Raw genomic sequence first — 15,498 nt, forward strand, 5'->3', positions numbered from 1 at the left:
CGGGAGTCTGATTCAGGATGAATGAGCGGGCAGAACAACTACCCGCTGTGATGCAGATTCGAAAAATAGAGGCGATAATATCAGAAGAAATACTTCGCCCCGATACGAATCTGGTTTTGCTCTCTATGGTAGGGGCCCACGTTACGATCTAACCAGCGTAATTCAAAATAGGGCAACCAGTGTTCATTGATACGATAACGGAAGGTATTGGTGATTTCCCAATGATGCTTCGTACCATTACTACTATTAAAATCATTAACGTTATAAAAATAGTGTGGTTCAAAGGTATAAGAAAATTTATCGGTAATGATAAAATTCCAATAGTTACCGATTTCATAGCTGTCATTATTATCCAGTTCGCCATTCAAATCGGTTGAACTATAATTATTGTGATTATATCGGTTACGTACCGTAAGATTAAACCACGGGGTAAATTTATAGTTAACATCCAGATAGACGGCGCCGCCGGAACCAATGCTTTTGTCGTTTATTAACCCCCCAGGCTGGATGGTTAATTTATCTGTAGGTTTAAATAATGGATACCAGCCCTCAATCTCATTATAACCGTGCTTTAATTCATCATCACGCTGTAGCGTATAGGTATTGGTCAACATAATTCCGGCCCCCATATCGGAGTTATAGCCGACGCGCAGCATAAACTCCATTTGGTCAGACGCCAGGTTATAGGCCTCACGGTTTTCTACATAAGCGCCAGCAAAAACAGAGGTGGATATTACTGAAGTTAATATCACTAGAGTATTCAGAGATTTCATAATAAATCCATTTTTCAAATATAGGGAAGCCGCCATCCATCGGGATGGATAAAGCGGCAAGCGTCGTTTAATTATTTACAGTAGAAATACTTTGTTTATTATTAGTCGCGACAATTTGATTACCTGTTTTCTTTCGTTGGGCAATTTCCTCGATAATAAAAGCGAAACGTTGTTCATTGAGCTTATAAAAAAAGCCCATCGTTAGTGCTGCGATAATGGCAAGACCGCAAGGCCATAAAAAAATGAGCTGACGCAAACCAAGCAACGTGGTGTCACTTTGAGCTATGTTGGGGATATAACCGATTTGCGTCAGCATAATACCTGGCAAAAAGCCAGCAAGCGCAGCGGAAATTTTGCGGGAAAAGGTATAACCCGTATACACCGAGCCTTCAGCGCGAATACCCGTTTTCCATTCACCGTAGTCAACCGTATCCGGAACCAGCGCCCAGTTCAGGCTGTTGACGAAAGCGGTACCGAAGAAGGCGATACAAGAGAAAATAACAAACAGGAATGACGTTCCGCCCCAGATAAAATTCAGGATATCGCCAACGGCCCACAATATCAGACCACCAAGATAAACCTGTTTTTTCCCGAAGCGTTTTACCGCAGCAGGTACTAATAAAACACCAATCAGGATACAGCCCATGCTGAAAAAACCCATCCATGACAACAAATGAATATCGTTCAGCACGTACTGAGTGTAATAAACCTGAATGGCCAGCTTAATATTAAAGGCGGCCAGCGTGCACAAATTGGCGACGCAGAGCACCAGCAGCGGCGGATTACGAAAAATCGCGCAGAAGGATTTCAATATGCTGGGTTTATGCGTGTCAGGTACGGTTTCGATATACCGTTCTTTCACCCCGCTAAAGCACCACCACATGCTGAACAGCCCGCAGACCGAAAAGATGACAGCTGCAACCAGATAACCCAGCGAAGGGGAACGGGTAAACAGTGCCTGAATGGGCATAAAACCTACGGTACAAAGAAGAAGGCCAATGGTAGCGCCGCCTTGTCGCCATGCGGCGAGCTGGGCCCGCTCATGCGGATTTTTGGTAATAGCGGGTACCATCGCGCCGTATGAGCAGTTCATCAGGCTGTAGAACAGACCGAACAACATAAACAGCACCGTCGCGAAGGCTGTTTTAACGGGTAAAGTAAAGTGAGTGGCAAAGAATTGCGCAGTAGCAACCAGAGCGACTGGAAATGACGCATACAGAATAAAAGGCCGAAACTTTCCTTTTGCGCCAATATTACGGCGTGAATCCAGCAATACGCCGGTGAGCATATCGGTAAAAGCAGTGAAGAATTTCGCCACCAGAAAGATAATTCCACCGTAATATGCAGGCATCCCGAGTTCATCGGTATAAAACTTCAGTAGATACAGCGTACCGATACACAGCATCAGATTTGAGCCGAAATCGCCCACGCCATAGGCGCATTTTTCCCGCAGGCTCAACTTTAGCGTTAGCGGATCATGATTAGACATAATCGCCTCTCAAAACGCCCCGCAGGGCGTTATATTTTATTGTTGTTAAACCGTATGTTTCCGGGCCTCAATCTCTTCCACAATTCGCACGTACATCTTCTCGTTGAGGTTGTAGAAACAGCCCATCGCAATAATGGTGATGACCGCCAGCACGCAAGGATAAATAAAGATCAACTGGCGTAGGCCTTCGACGGTGCCTGCCGATTGCACCACATTCGGGATATAACCGATTTGCGTCAGCATCCAGCCGGGGAAGAACCCTGCCAGCGCCTGGGAGACCTTACGGAAGAAGGTGAAGCCGGTGTAAACCGTCCCTTCCGAGCGGACGCCGGTGCGCCATTCACCGTACTCCACCGTGTCGGAAACCAGCGCCCAGTTCAGGCTGTTGACGAAGGCGGAACCGAAGAACGCCAGGCAGGAGAAGGCGACAAAACTGACCGAGCCGCCGCCAAAGAAGTAGTTGAGCAGATCGCCCGCCACCCATATTAACAGCCCGCCGATATAGACTTTCTTCTTGCCAAAACGCCTTACTGCGCCGGGCATCAAAAAGACGCCGATAAAAATACAGCCCATGCTAAAGAAGCCCATCCAGGAGAGGAGGATCGGGTCGTTAAGAACGTACTGGGTGTAATAAACCTGAATCGCCAGTTTGACGTTGAAGGCGCCGAGAGTACAAAGGTTGGCGATACACAGAATAAACAGCGGACGGTTACCGGCGATGGCGCGGAACGACTGCAATAATCCGGGCTTTTGCGCGTTATCGACAGGTTTCACTTCGACGTAGCGCTCTTTAACGCCGGCGTAGCACAGCCACATAAATAGCAGGCCAAACAATGAAAATAGCGTGGCGGCGAAAATATAGCTGAGTTGGGCATTGCCTTCGATCAGGTTCATGACCGGCACAAAGCCAACGGTACACAGCAGCAGGCCGAGAGTGGCGCCGCCCTGACGCCACGCGGCAAGCGAGGCGCGCTCATCCGGGTTCTTGGTAATCGCGGGCACCATCGCGCCATACGAGCAGTTCATCATGCTGAAAACCAGCCCGTACAGCATAAACAGCATCGTTGCGACGACGGTTTTTCCCGTCACCTCAAACGGTGTGCCGACAAAGTTAGCAATCGCCAGTAGCGTTACCGGAAATGCCGCGTAAAGCACGAACGGGCGGAATTTGCCCTTCGGACCAATTTTACGCCGCGAGTCGAGCATAATGCCGGTACCCATATCGGTAAATGCGGTAAAAAATTTGGCGATCAGGAAAATGATCCCGCCGTAAGTCCCTGGTAAACCCAGCACATCGGTATAAAATTTGAGTAAATAGAGGGTCCCGATATCTAACAGGATATTGGAACCTAAATCCCCCAGTCCATAGGCAAGTTTTTCTTTAAACGGCAAGCGTAGGGTTGCCGGATTCGATGATGTTTGACTCATTATTCTTCTCCATCTGCCCGCAGGTTTCCCTGCGGGCGAGCCGTATTAGATATTCCGTAAAGAAGCAAAAAGTGAAGCCCACTCGCTCTTCGCGCGATAGAAGACCGGCGGTTTGCCAATGGGCGCATCCACGGTAATGTCACCGCCGTGGTGAACTTCGCCGGTCCAGATATTCACCCAGTGATCTTCCGGCAGGTACAGCGTCCAGTCGCAACGCCCCTGCTCGTGAACCGGCGCGACCAGCAGATCCTGACCGAGCAGATATTGATATTTCAGGGTGTAGGTTGCGGCATCGTTCTCGTAGTGCAGGAATAGCGGACGCATGACCGGCAGACCGGTAGCCGCGTTTTGCGCCACCGCCTGCTTGAGATACGGTTTCAGCGTGGTAAAGACGGTGGTCATACGGGCAAAGTGGGCAATAGTTTCCGCGTCGCCGTCGAACTGCCAGTTATCGCCGGGGCGGTTGCCTTCATGGGTGCGCATCATCGGCGTAAAGGCGCTGAAATCGCACCAGCGCAGCAGCAACTCTTTGCTGCGTTTCATGTCAAACAGGGTGGTGTAGCCGCCGATATCGCTGTGATGCAGACCGTGGCCGGTCATCGCCAGCGACAATGCCGCAGGCACTACAGAGGCCAGACCATCATCAAGGCTCCAGTCAACGTTCTGGTCGCCTGCCCACATCATGGTGGAATATTTCTGACTGCCGGTGTAACCCGCACGCATAAAGAACAGGATCTCGCCGAGCTTGCCGGTCTCCTGTAGCGCTTCGTAGTTACATTTCGCCCACAGCGCAGGCTAGGCGTTATGCATGATCTCGGCGCTGACGCCGTTGTGCAGATACGTGTCGGTCGGCAGATATTCGCCGAAATCCGCCATCCACCCGCTGCAGCCGAGTGCGATCATGTTCTTTTTGATGACGTCTTTGAACCAGTCGTAAGCTTCAGGATTGGTCAGATCGACCACGCCGCCATAGAATTCGCCAAACTCGACCAGATAGTCGCCGCCCGTGGCGTCTTTCGCCAGATAGCCGTGTTTCGCCGCCTCGGCGCAGAGGTCTTTATCACTGGCGACGTATGGGTTGATATAAGAGAGGAACTGTACGCCTTCTTCTTTCCACTGTTTGATCCGGCTATCCAGTTGCGGATAGTTGTCGCTATTCCACTTCCAGTTCCACATCACGCGCTTGCCAAAGGAGGTCATGCGGATACCGGACCAGTCCTGCGCCCAAATACCGTTCACTTTTACGCCTGCGTTGCGCATGGTATCCAGTTTTTGCTGGCAAACTTCCGTACCGCCCTGAATGCCTAGCGTGACGCCGTCATAAACCCAGTCCGGCAGCTCCGGCTGGCGACCTAACAGCGCAGTCAGTTTTTCCAGCAGGGCGATGTAGGTGTCGGCACACTCAAAACGCAGCGTAGTTTTATCTTCCCACAGCGCCAGTTCGTGATACTCCGGCGCGCTGAAGTCGAAATTCATATAGCAGCTATTATCGACGTGGCAGTAATACTTCTGCGTGCTGACAAAGGTCGGTTGCGGGAAGAAGGTCCAGTAATAGTCGCCGCCGGCATTCTCTTTACAGTCTGCCTGCCAGGTGACATAGCTGGTTTTATTACGGCCAACGCCCTGTTCGCTGGTCCACAGCGGGAACGGCTTGCCGCGCAAATCGAAATAAGAGAACTGTTCGCCGCAGCCGTAGATATGGTCGTCTGGATTAGCCGCGAGGCGTAACCAGATACGGTTATGGTGCAGGTCGTCGTTTTGCAGATCCAGCTTCAGGCATCCCGCCTCATCGGCGGAGATGCGAAGGGTGGCGCTAATTGTTGCGCCACGGCTGAATTGTACCAGCCAGCCGTCGGGTAGCTCGCTGACCGTGGCCTCCGTTAATGCAATCTTCTCGTTAAGTTTGTCTTTGATGCTGAAGTTGCCGCGGAACATATCAATGTCGGCAACGCCCGCGCCAATCCACAGACAGGGGTTTTCGGCGCTGTGGCGTAAAATCAGGCGCTGTTGCCAGCTAAGCGCAAAACCATCCTGTGATGTTATCAGTTCAAAATCGGTTGACCGTTGTGGTAGAGAATTCATTGTAATCTCCGTGAATGTAGGGTAATTCGGTAATCCATTTGGGCTAGTCGCAGCCGATGGAAAAATGCAGTTGATGGATCGCTTTTGGGGCAAGATGAATCAGCGCGATCCCGGAATTAAATGCATCGGGCGGGCAGCTCATAGGCTCTACCGCGAGACCTTTTCGGCTGAGTTTTTCGCCGGTATAGATCTGTAACCAGGGCTGGGTGCTGCGTAAAAATGTGGACATGTTCTGCGTTGGGCTGGTAAGTCTGACCTCCCACTCAGCCGGGGTAGTCGCGGTCTTAACCGCATGATCAAGGCGCGTTTCGCCGAGCAGGCATGATGCGGAAAAATCCCTGCCTGCGGGCAATTCTTCGCTTGCAGGCAGTGTTAATACACAGCTATCGATGCTTTGCAGATTGCAAGTCAAATAAGGATGCGCGCCCGCGCCATAAGGGGCTGATTCATCGCCAATGTTTTGCGTACGAATCAATACGTGCAGCCCACTGGCGGCATCTAACCGATAAATCACTTCCGATATCAACGCAAAGGGATAGCCGTAAGAGGGCGGCAGAAAAATCGTTAGCGACGCTTCCGTCGCCGACTGATAATTAATCTGCCAGTCTCGCCAGGCTAACAGACCGTGAATGGCGGTCTGCGAAACCGGGTCGTTAACGGCAAGCTGGAAAACCTTGCCGTTATAGGAGTAGCAGCCATTTGTCACGCGATTTGGCCAGGGAATCAATACTTTCCCCAGATGCGCCATGGGTATTTCTTCCGGTTTATGCGGGATGACCACATGGCGTCCATGATGGGTCAGTTCCGCCAGACCTGCGCCAACCGTGACGATTTTCGCCTGGTAATGGCCCGCATTAAGCTGAATAGTTTTTCCACCGCTGTGCATGGCTGCCATCCTCATGACCTATTTCGCGTTGATATCCAGGAGACCCGCCGCGACCGCCGGAGCCAGGCCCGGCGCCAGTGGCAGACGAGGAATGACCAGACAGTGCAGCAGATGGTAAATATCTTGCTTGCCGTCCCACACTTTGGTGGTCACTTTGTTATCGGCGTCCAGCTCTTGCCACCAGGAACCATTTTCATAGTCCATCAGGTACTTAATGCAGTAGTCCCACCATTTCTGATACCACTCTTCATACTGGCTATCGCCCGTCAGGGTGTGGAGGGCGTAGGCCGTACCCATCGCTTCCACAATCGGCCAGCGCACGCGTTCACGTACGATAGGTTTACCGTCCCAGTCGACTGAGTAGACAAAACCGCCTGCGCCATCTGGCGCCCAGGCGTCGCGGATAGTGGCATGGAACAGACCTTTCGCATCCTCCAGCAGCCAGGCGGGGGGCGTTTCGAAGCGGGCCTCCAGCGCAGCATGGAGATGGAGCATCAGACGGCCCCACTCAATCCAGTGACCTGGCGTACCGCCGTAGGCGCGGAAACGGTGGGCAGGATTATCTTTGTTGTAGTCGCGGATAGGGTTCCACTGTGAATCGAAATGTTCATTAACACGGTAATGATTATTTCTGGCTACATCATGAATAATGACTGATGCGATTCTGATAGCGCGATCCAGCCATTTTTTGTCATGGGTAACGTCATAAACAATCAGGAACGCTTCGACGGCGTGCATATTGGCGTTACCGCCACGGTAATCTTCCGTCTGGCTGAAGGCTTCGTCCCAGGACTCCAGGCACATCTGCTCTTCTTCACTCCAGAAGTATTTCTCAATCACTTCTATGGTGTACTCCAGCAATTTCCTGGCTTCAGGATGCCCGGTCGTGACGGCGCTGGCCGCGCCCAGCAAGGCGAAGAAGTGTTGATAACCCTGTTTAGAGGCATCCACCACGCCCTGATCGTTAACGCAGGCATACCAGCCGCTGTATTTTTTATCGCGCAGCGCGCCGTTCATGGCTTTGATGCCATGATCGACCAGATCATAAGCGCCCGGTCGGCCCATCGACGCCGCCACGGAATAAACGTGCAACATACGCGCTGTGATCCAAAGATGGGTGCCCATCTCTTCTTTAATTTGCCCTTTATTTCCCAGCCAGCCGAAGCCTGTCGGCACCACGGCGTTTTTACCGAAATTAAAGATGCGGTCGGTTTCCTGCTCCAGCCAGCGGTTGTGGCTCAACGTGTTAAACCATTTCATTCTTTCATCCTCGTATTAACGACGTTTCGCCATCATTTCATCGACGATCTCGCCCAGACGTTGCAATTTAGGCGCGGAAACATCACGTAGCATCAGCTCGGTATCCGGTAGACCAATCACTGATGACCAGACCGCGCGTCCCGCCAGGAACCCGGATGCGCCAGCTTCCATGGCGACCCTGACTGCGCGAGGGAACAGTTTTTCGTCCACACCGGAAGAGAGGATGACCCACGGCATATTGATATGCCCATTCAGGCGTTGTGAGGCGGTAAGAAGATCGGAACGCGCGCCTTTGCCGTAGAGCGGCATTTCAACTTTGTAAAGATCGGCGCCGCTGTCGCCCAGCTCTTTGGCCGCATCGATAATCGCCTGCTCGCGATCGAACTTGTCGCCGCAGCGCGGCGGACGTACAACCGGTTCGATAATGCTCAGCAAACCATTGGAGTGGCATAATTCATTGAATTCTTTGACCATATCCAGACGCTGCTGCGCGTCTTCGTCGCTGCGCCACAGCACCAACAGTTTTAAGGCTTTCGCGCCATCCCGTTTTACCGCCTGCGCATTAATTTTTTTATCAATGACCACGTTATCAACGGGAATACCGTTGCCCGGGATGAAATCATCCGCCGCGACGATCATGGCGCAGCTTTTAGCGACCGCGTTTTGTTCTACGGCCTGGCGATAACAGAACTGCTGATCCAGCAGAACGGCAGAGGCATACGGGGAAAGAATTTTCGCCGCATTCACTTTGAAATCCGTCAGCACGCTATCGGCAACGGGTGTTTTCGCACCAGCAGCAGCAAACATTAAACGCATCGCCTCGCGCTGATCGACAGCCAGCATGGCAAACCCGCCGGACGCTCGCGTAATGTCTTTGATGGTGTAGTTGTTCATTCAATTTTCCTTTATACAGTCGTTACTTTTTTACGTTGGCGGTCAGCCCGGCGCTGATGCGCACCTGTTCCAGGATGGCGCTCCAGTCTTCCCGACCGCGGCCTGCGGCCCGCGCCAGGTTATAAACTTCACGGGAGGCGGCGCCGAGCGGCATCGGTACGTGCAGTTGATTGGCGACATCCAACGCGATGCCAAGATCTTTGTGCGCCAGATCGATCATGAAGGCGGGAGACAGATCTCCTTTCATCACTTTATTCGGCCAGGTGGTGGTGAAATGCCCTTTGCCTGCGGCAGTGCCGCTCATCACTTTTAAAGCCACGTCGAAAGAAAGCCCCAGCGCTTCACACAGCACGGCGGCTTCGGCGGAGAGCGCATTTAGCGCAATACTCATGTAGTTGTTGATCAGTTTTACGCGAATACCCATTCCCGGGCCGCCGGTGTTGACCAGCTCATTACCCATCGCCATCAGAACAGGGGTAGCACGCTCTACTTGCTCCGCCGTACCGCCTGCCAGCAGCAACAATGTGCCGGTAATCGCGTTGTCGGATGTCCGGCCTACCGGCACATCCATCATGCTGAACCCTTTGCTCTGCATGTCGGCAATCAGCTTATCGGTTTGCAACGGATGAATAGTGGACATATCAATGACCAGCGCTTCACGGGAAAGGGTTTCACAAACGCCTTGCTCGCCAAACAAAACGGAACGAACCAGATCGCCGTTCGGGAGCATGGTGATAACAAATTCAGCGCCGATGGTTGCCTGAGCCGGGCTGCTTGCAGGTTGCGCGCCTTTGTCTACCAGACGCTGTACGGCGTCGGGATTAACATCGAAGACGCTGAGTTGATGGCCCTGCTTTAGCAGATTGCTCGCCATAGGGGAGCCCATCTGTCCCAACCCGATAAATGCTATAACTGCCATATCGTTCTCCTGAACACGGTGGTGTCATTTTTTGTCATTAATGAGCATTTTTCTGTCTGTTTGTGATCGTATTTGTAATTTATAGTCAAAAAATTGACAGCCGTCACTTTTTAAACATTTCGTGAAATTAAAATGAGCACATCGAAAATGCTTGAGGAATGACCATGGTTCGTATTGCTTGTGTAGGTATTACCGTGATGGATCGCATCTATTACGTGGAAGGATTACCGACAGAAGGGGGTAAATATGTGGCGAAGCGCTATACGGAAGTGGGCGGCGGGCCTGCGGCGACCGCTGCCGTGGCTGCGGCGAAATTGGGCGCGCAGGTGGACTTTATTGGCCGTGTGGGCGATGACGACACCGGAAACAGCCTGCTGGCGGAACTGGAATCCCTGGGGGTAAATACCCGCTATACCCGCCGCTACACGCAGGCCATGTCGTCGCAGTCAGCGATTATGGTGGATGCCAAAGGAGAGCGGATTATCGTTAATTATCCCAGCCCGGATTTATTACCTGACGCCGACTGGCTTAACGACATCGATTTTTCGCAGTGGGATGTGGTGTTGGCGGATGTGCGCTGGCATGACGGCGCAAAACAGGCGTTTACGCTGGCGCGTCAGGCTGGCGTCATGACTGTTCTTGATGGCGATATTACGCCACAGGATATTAGCGAGCTGGTGGCGTTAAGCGACCACGCCGCCTTCTCCGAGCCAGGGCTGGCACGCCTGACGGGGATGAGCGAAGCCATTGATGCGCTAAAAAAAGCACAAATGCTCACAAATGGACATGTCTATGTCACGCGAGGCAGCGAAGGCTGCAACTGGTTGGAAAAAGCGGCGGTACGCCACCAACCGGGTTTTACCGTGGAGGTGGTGGATACTACCGGCGCGGGCGATGTTTTTCATGGCGCACTGGCATTTGGCCTGGCAAGCGGATACGCCATCGAAGAGGCTGTCAGATTCGCCAGCGGCGTTGCCGCGCTGAAGTGTACCCGCCCGGGTGGCCGGGCGGGTATCCCTGATTGTGAGCAAACCCGATCTTTCTTGTCACTTTTTGTATAATATGAGCAGTAGGAAGCTTTTAGAGGAATGCTCATGAGTCTTACCGAACTGACCGGTAATCCGCGACATGATCGGCTGTTAATGCTTATTGATGAGCGCGGCTATATGAATATCGATGAGTTAGCCAGTTTGTTGGAGGTCTCTACCCAGACGGTTCGCCGCGATATTCGTAAATTAAGCGAGCAGGGGCTGATTACGCGTCATCACGGCGGCGCTGGCAGAGCGTCCAGTGTGGTCAATACCGCCTTTGAGCAGCGAGAGGTCTCCTGGACGCAAGAGAAAAAAGCCATTGCGGAAGCCGTGGCTGACTATATTCCGGATGGCTCCACGATATTTATCACGATTGGAACGACGGTTGAGCAGGTGGCGCGCGCGCTGCTCAACCATAATCATCTGCGCATTATCACCAATAGCCTGCGCGTCGCGCACATTCTTTATAATAACCCTCGTTTTGAAGTGATGGTGCCTGGCGGCACGCTGCGCCCGCATAATAGCGGCATTATCGGGCCATCCGCGGCGGCGTTTGTGGCGGGGTTCCGGGCTGACTATCTCGTCACCAGCGTAGGCGCGATAGAGAGCGATGGCGCGTTACTGGAGTTTGATGTCAACGAAGCCAGCGTAGTGAAAACCATGATGGCCCACTCGCGACATATTCTGCTGGCCGCCGATCATACGAAATACCATGCTTCTGCGGCGGTTGAGATCGGCAATGTGTCACAGATTACCGCTCTGTTTACGGACGAGTATCCCGGTCCGGCATTACAGAATTTACTTCAATCCCAGCAAATCGAAGTGGTTCAGGTGAGTCCTTCGCTGGACGACGCCGTTTCAGCGTGACAAGCGCCCTTGCGCCGGAGGGTCGCGTCAGCGCTTTATCCGGCCAATAAAACGGCGCTGTGATGCAGGCGATATTGGGCATCGTCTGCGTTTCTATTGTCTTTTTGTTAATTGATTTATAAAGGGATACATAGTCAAACTTCTCCTTTCCCGCTACAGTTATTCATCCCCGGTTAGCAAGGAGAATGACATGCTCTACATCTTTGATTTAGGTAATGTGATTGTCGACATCGACTTTAACCGCGTATTAGGTGTGTGGAGCGATCTGAGTCGAGTACCGCTGGCTTCGCTGAAGCAAAAATTTACGATGGGCGAGACTTTTCACCAACATGAACGCGGTGAGATAACGGACGAAGCGTTTGCTGAAGCTTTCTGTCATGAAATGGCGTTATCGCTCAGTTATGAACAATTTGCGCACGGCTGGCAGGCGGTATTTGTCGGATTACGGCCCGAAGTGATTGCTATCATGCATAAACTGCGCGAGCAGGGGCATCGCGTGGTGGTGCTATCCAATACTAACCGACTGCATACCCACTTCTGGCCGGAGGAATACCCGGAGGTGCGCGCTGCCGCCGACCATATCTATTTATCGCAGGACTTGGGAATGCGTAAGCCGGAAGCGCGTATTTATCAGCACGTCCTGCAGAAAGAAGGTTTTTCCGCTGCCGATGCGGTCTTTTTCGACGACAATGCCGATAATATAGAAGGGGCCAACCAGTTGGGGATCACCAGCATTCTGGTGAAGGATAAAGCCACCATCCCTGACTATTTCGCGAAGCTGTTATGCTAAAAACCGTTCACCAAAAAGCTGGACGCCATACGCGCCCTGTTCGGGCCTGGCTCAAGCTATTATGGCAGCGTATCGATGAGGATAATATGACGACTCTGGCAGGAAATCTCGCCTATGTCTCATTACTCTCCTTAGTACCGCTTATTGCCGTCGTTTTTGCCCTTTTCGCTGCTTTTCCGATGTTTTCTGATGTCAGCATTCAGTTACGCCATTTTATTTTTGCTAACTTTATGCCAGCCACCGGAGATGTGATTCAGCGCTATATTGAGCAGTTTGTCGCTAATTCCAACAAAATGACGGCGGTGGGCGCCTGTGGACTGATTGTGACGGCATTGCTGTTGATGTACGCCATTGATAGCGCCTTAAACACTATCTGGCGCAGCAAACGCACACGGCCAAAAGTGTACTCTTTTGCGGTGTACTGGATGATCCTCACGCTCGGCCCGCTTCTCGCCGGCGCCAGCCTGGCAATCAGCTCCTACCTGCTTTCTTTACGCTGGGCCAGCGATCTGAATACGGTCATCGACAATGTATTGCGCATCCTTCCGCTGCTGCTCTCGTGGATCTCATTCTGGTTACTTTACAGTATTGTCCCAACAACTCGCGTACCGAACCGTGACGCCCTTGTCGGCGCGTTTGTCGCAGCGTTGCTGTTCGAGGCCGGAAAGAAAGGTTTCGCGCTTTATATCACCATGTTCCCGTCATATCAGCTCATTTATGGCGTACTGGCAGTGATCCCAATCCTGTTTGTCTGGGTATACTGGACCTGGTGTATAGTCTTGCTTGGCGCAGAAATAACTGTCACTCTCGGGGAATACCGAAAACTCAAACAAGCCGCAGAACAAGAAGAAGCTGACCAACCATGATTGCATTAATTCAACGCGTAACCCGTGCCAGCGTCACCGTGGAGGACGAGGTGACGGGTGAAATCGGCCCAGGACTTTTGGTGTTATTGGGTGTCGAAAAAGAAGATGACGAACAAAAAGCGAATCGTCTGTGCGAGCGCGTGCTGGGATACCGTATCTTCAGCGATGCTGACGGCAAGATGAATCTGAATGTACAACAGGCTGGCGGCAGCGTGCTGGTGGTGTCGCAGTTTACGCTGGCGGCAGATACCGAGCGCGGTATGCGACCAAGCTTTTCTGGCGGGGCTGCGCCGGATCGCGCGCAGGCGCTTTATGAATATTTTGTCGAACGCTGCCGCCAGCAGGCGATAAACACGCAAACCGGACGCTTCGCTGCCGATATGCAGGTTGAGCTGGTTAATGACGGTCCCGTGACATTCTGGCTCCAGGTATGAGTCAGCTTCCGGCGTGGCCGCGGATAACAAGAGAGAGTACGGCTATGTATCACCTTCGAGTTCCGCAAACAGAAGAAGAATTAGAACGTTACTACCAGTTTCGCTGGGAGATGCTGCGTAAACCGCTGCACCAGCCGAAAGGGTCGGAACGGGATGGCTGGGATGCGTTGGCGCACCATCAAATGGTGGTGGACGAAGAAGGAAACTTAGTTGCAGTGGGCCGCCTGTATATCAATGCAGATAACGAGGCGTCTATTCGTTTTATGGCTGTACATCCCTCGGTACAGGATAAAGGGCTGGGGACATTAATGGCGATGACCCTGGAGTCTGTTGCCCGCCAGGAAGGCGTTAAGCGCGTCACCTGCAGCGCGCGCGAAGATGCGGTTGAGTTCTTTGCCAAACTCGGATTTGTCAATCAGGGGGAGATTACTACGCCCACAACCACGCCAATCCGCCATTTTCTGATGATTAAACCGGTAGCATCGCTGGATGATATCCTGCATCGCGGCGACTGGTGCGGGCAGCTTCAGCAGGCCTGGTATGAGCACATTCCATTGAGTGAAAAGATGGGGGTGCGCATTCAGCAGTACACCGGGCAAAAATTTATCACCACGATGCCGGAAACCGGTAATCAAAATCCGCATCACACGGTGTTTGCCGGCAGCTTGTTCTCCCTGGCGACGCTGACCGGATGGGGACTTATCTGGCTGATGCTCCGTGAACGCCACCTGGGCGGGACGATTATTCTTGCTGACGCCCATATTCGCTACAGTAAACCCATTAGCGGAAAGCCAAACGCCGTGGCTGATTTGGGGTCGCTAAGCGGTGATTTGGACAGGCTGGCGCGGGGTAAAAAAGCGCGTGTCCAGTTGCAGGTTGAACTGTTGGGCGGCGAGACCGCCGGGGCAATTTTCGAAGGCATTTATATCGTACTACCTGCGAAACCGTTCGGCCCGTATGAAGAGGGCGGGAATGAGGAGGAGTAGCTGGACATCTCCAACTACTCGATGAAGGCATCTGCTGGTAGTTTGAAGCGTTGTGTAAGCGCTTTAATATGATTAACCGTTAGTGCTCTGCGGCCATTTAAGATGTTGCTGACGTTCGATTTAGAGCCAAGTTCGTTGGCAAGATCTGCTGCTTTGAGACCGTATTGATCCATGAGCGTTCGCAATACTGAAACGCCAGGGGGCGTTTTCTCCAGGTGTTGGTTGAGTGCTTTGAATTCCGGCGCATGTTTTTCGTATTCACTGATTCGGGCACAGAGCAATTCAAATAGTGGGTTTTCAAGATCGTCGTGGTCGACCAGAAACTCCACTAGCGCTAGTGCCCTGCGATACTCATTGTCATTTCGGTCTTCCCCCATCAGTGGGACGGTTTTTACCGCATCGCTGAAGGTATCAACGATCTTTTTTGCGCTGGTTGCATCCATCTGACGATGAGTTCTCATTCTTTATTACCCCGATAATATGCGGTCAGTTTGTCATATTCGGCATGGGAAACGATATGTTTCACAAATATCTTATGTAACCTGAAATCTATGTAGGAAATGAGTCTCAGGCTGTTACCAGAAACATCAATCACCCACCATTTATCTCTGTACTTAAAATTATCCAGTGAAGGAATATACCGCTTCATCTCTTCAGGCTGAGTGAATGTTTTTTTCTCCAGAACATTCAGCAACTCAGTGAGAGCAAGCTCATGGTTTGGATACATGAGCATCGCTTCATTGAACGGTTTTCGGCTGATAACATACACAATGTAGTTCCATTACAAAGTTTT

15 protein-coding genes and 1 pseudogene are annotated in these 15,498 nt (G+C 52.0%); 6 read left to right on the forward strand and 10 right to left on the reverse strand.

Going from position 1 to position 15,498, the window contains the following annotated elements; all coding sequences use genetic code 11:
- Positions 1-80 precede the first annotated feature (80 nt).
- The 8 genes and pseudogenes from ompL to yihU form a co-directional block, all read right to left on the reverse strand.
- Positions 81-773, reverse strand: coding sequence for a porin OmpL (gene ompL, locus ACLJQJ_RS20940; RefSeq protein WP_000838828.1), 693 nt, complete (start codon positions 771-773; stop codon positions 81-83).
- A 67-nt stretch (positions 774-840) separates the two neighbouring features.
- Positions 841-2,262, reverse strand: a complete 1,422-nt coding sequence (locus tag ACLJQJ_RS20945; RefSeq protein WP_058116643.1) for an MFS transporter — start codon at positions 2,260-2,262, stop codon at positions 841-843.
- A gap of 45 nt (positions 2,263-2,307) precedes the next feature.
- Positions 2,308-3,690 (reverse strand): MFS transporter, encoded by a 1,383-nt coding sequence (locus tag ACLJQJ_RS20950; protein ID WP_000084250.1) that lies wholly within the window; start codon positions 3,688-3,690, stop codon positions 2,308-2,310.
- A gap of 45 nt (positions 3,691-3,735) precedes the next feature.
- A pseudogene (locus tag ACLJQJ_RS20955) lies at positions 3,736-5,772 on the reverse strand (alpha-glucosidase).
- Between the two features lie 43 nt (positions 5,773-5,815).
- The gene (locus ACLJQJ_RS20960; protein WP_001675468.1) at positions 5,816-6,673 is read right to left on the reverse strand and encodes an aldose-1-epimerase; all 858 of its coding nucleotides are present in this window, start codon (positions 6,671-6,673) and stop codon (positions 5,816-5,818) included.
- Between the two features lie 3 nt (positions 6,674-6,676).
- Complete coding sequence (yihS, locus tag ACLJQJ_RS20965) at positions 6,677-7,918, reverse strand: sulfoquinovose isomerase (protein WP_063809160.1); 1,242 nt, start codon at positions 7,916-7,918, stop codon at positions 6,677-6,679.
- A 15-nt stretch (positions 7,919-7,933) separates the two neighbouring features.
- Positions 7,934-8,812, reverse strand: coding sequence for a sulfofructosephosphate aldolase (yihT, locus tag ACLJQJ_RS20970; RefSeq protein WP_001067413.1), 879 nt, complete (start codon positions 8,810-8,812; stop codon positions 7,934-7,936).
- Positions 8,813-8,834: 22 nt separating this feature from the next.
- Positions 8,835-9,731, reverse strand: a complete 897-nt coding sequence (yihU, locus tag ACLJQJ_RS20975) for a sulfolactaldehyde 3-reductase (RefSeq protein ID WP_000268248.1) — start codon at positions 9,729-9,731, stop codon at positions 8,835-8,837.
- Between the two features lie 164 nt (positions 9,732-9,895).
- On the opposite strand from yihU, the gene ACLJQJ_RS20980 reads away from it, so the two are divergent.
- The 6 genes from ACLJQJ_RS20980 to fabY all read left to right on the forward strand — a co-directional run bounded on the left by ACLJQJ_RS20980 (position 9,896) and on the right by fabY (position 14,705).
- Positions 9,896-10,792: a sugar kinase gene (locus ACLJQJ_RS20980; protein WP_001520529.1), complete on the forward strand. Its 897-nt coding sequence runs from the start codon at positions 9,896-9,898 to the stop codon at positions 10,790-10,792.
- A gap of 33 nt (positions 10,793-10,825) precedes the next feature.
- Positions 10,826-11,629: a DeoR/GlpR family DNA-binding transcription regulator gene (locus ACLJQJ_RS20985; protein ID WP_000059693.1), complete on the forward strand. Its 804-nt coding sequence runs from the start codon at positions 10,826-10,828 to the stop codon at positions 11,627-11,629.
- A gap of 190 nt (positions 11,630-11,819) precedes the next feature.
- Positions 11,820-12,419, forward strand: a complete 600-nt coding sequence (yihX, locus tag ACLJQJ_RS20990) for a glucose-1-phosphatase (RefSeq protein ID WP_000965695.1) — start codon at positions 11,820-11,822, stop codon at positions 12,417-12,419.
- The gene (locus ACLJQJ_RS20995; RefSeq protein WP_000921423.1) at positions 12,413-13,285 is read left to right on the forward strand and encodes a virulence factor BrkB family protein; all 873 of its coding nucleotides are present in this window, start codon (positions 12,413-12,415) and stop codon (positions 13,283-13,285) included. Before yihX ends, ACLJQJ_RS20995 begins: the two co-directional genes overlap by 7 nt.
- Positions 13,282-13,719, forward strand: coding sequence for a D-aminoacyl-tRNA deacylase (dtd, locus tag ACLJQJ_RS21000; protein ID WP_000560969.1), 438 nt, complete (start codon positions 13,282-13,284; stop codon positions 13,717-13,719). Before ACLJQJ_RS20995 ends, dtd begins: the two co-directional genes overlap by 4 nt.
- Before the next feature lie 44 nt (positions 13,720-13,763).
- Complete coding sequence (gene fabY, locus ACLJQJ_RS21005) at positions 13,764-14,705, forward strand: fatty acid biosynthesis protein FabY (protein WP_001518251.1); 942 nt, start codon at positions 13,764-13,766, stop codon at positions 14,703-14,705.
- 14 nt (positions 14,706-14,719) lie between these two features.
- Here fabY and ACLJQJ_RS21010 read toward each other — a convergent pair whose 3' ends face one another.
- Entirely contained in the window at positions 14,720-15,166 is a 447-nt protein-coding gene (locus ACLJQJ_RS21010; protein ID WP_001259011.1) for a type II toxin-antitoxin system HigA family antitoxin, read from the reverse strand.
- Positions 15,163-15,474: a type II toxin-antitoxin system HigB family toxin gene (locus ACLJQJ_RS21015; protein ID WP_063809159.1), complete on the reverse strand. Its 312-nt coding sequence runs from the start codon at positions 15,472-15,474 to the stop codon at positions 15,163-15,165. Before ACLJQJ_RS21015 ends, ACLJQJ_RS21010 begins: the two co-directional genes overlap by 4 nt.
- Positions 15,475-15,498 lie beyond the last annotated feature (24 nt).

The organism is Salmonella sp. SAL04202, from assembly GCF_046550775.1.
In the GTDB taxonomy this organism is placed as follows: domain Bacteria; phylum Pseudomonadota; class Gammaproteobacteria; order Enterobacterales; family Enterobacteriaceae; genus Salmonella; species Salmonella enterica.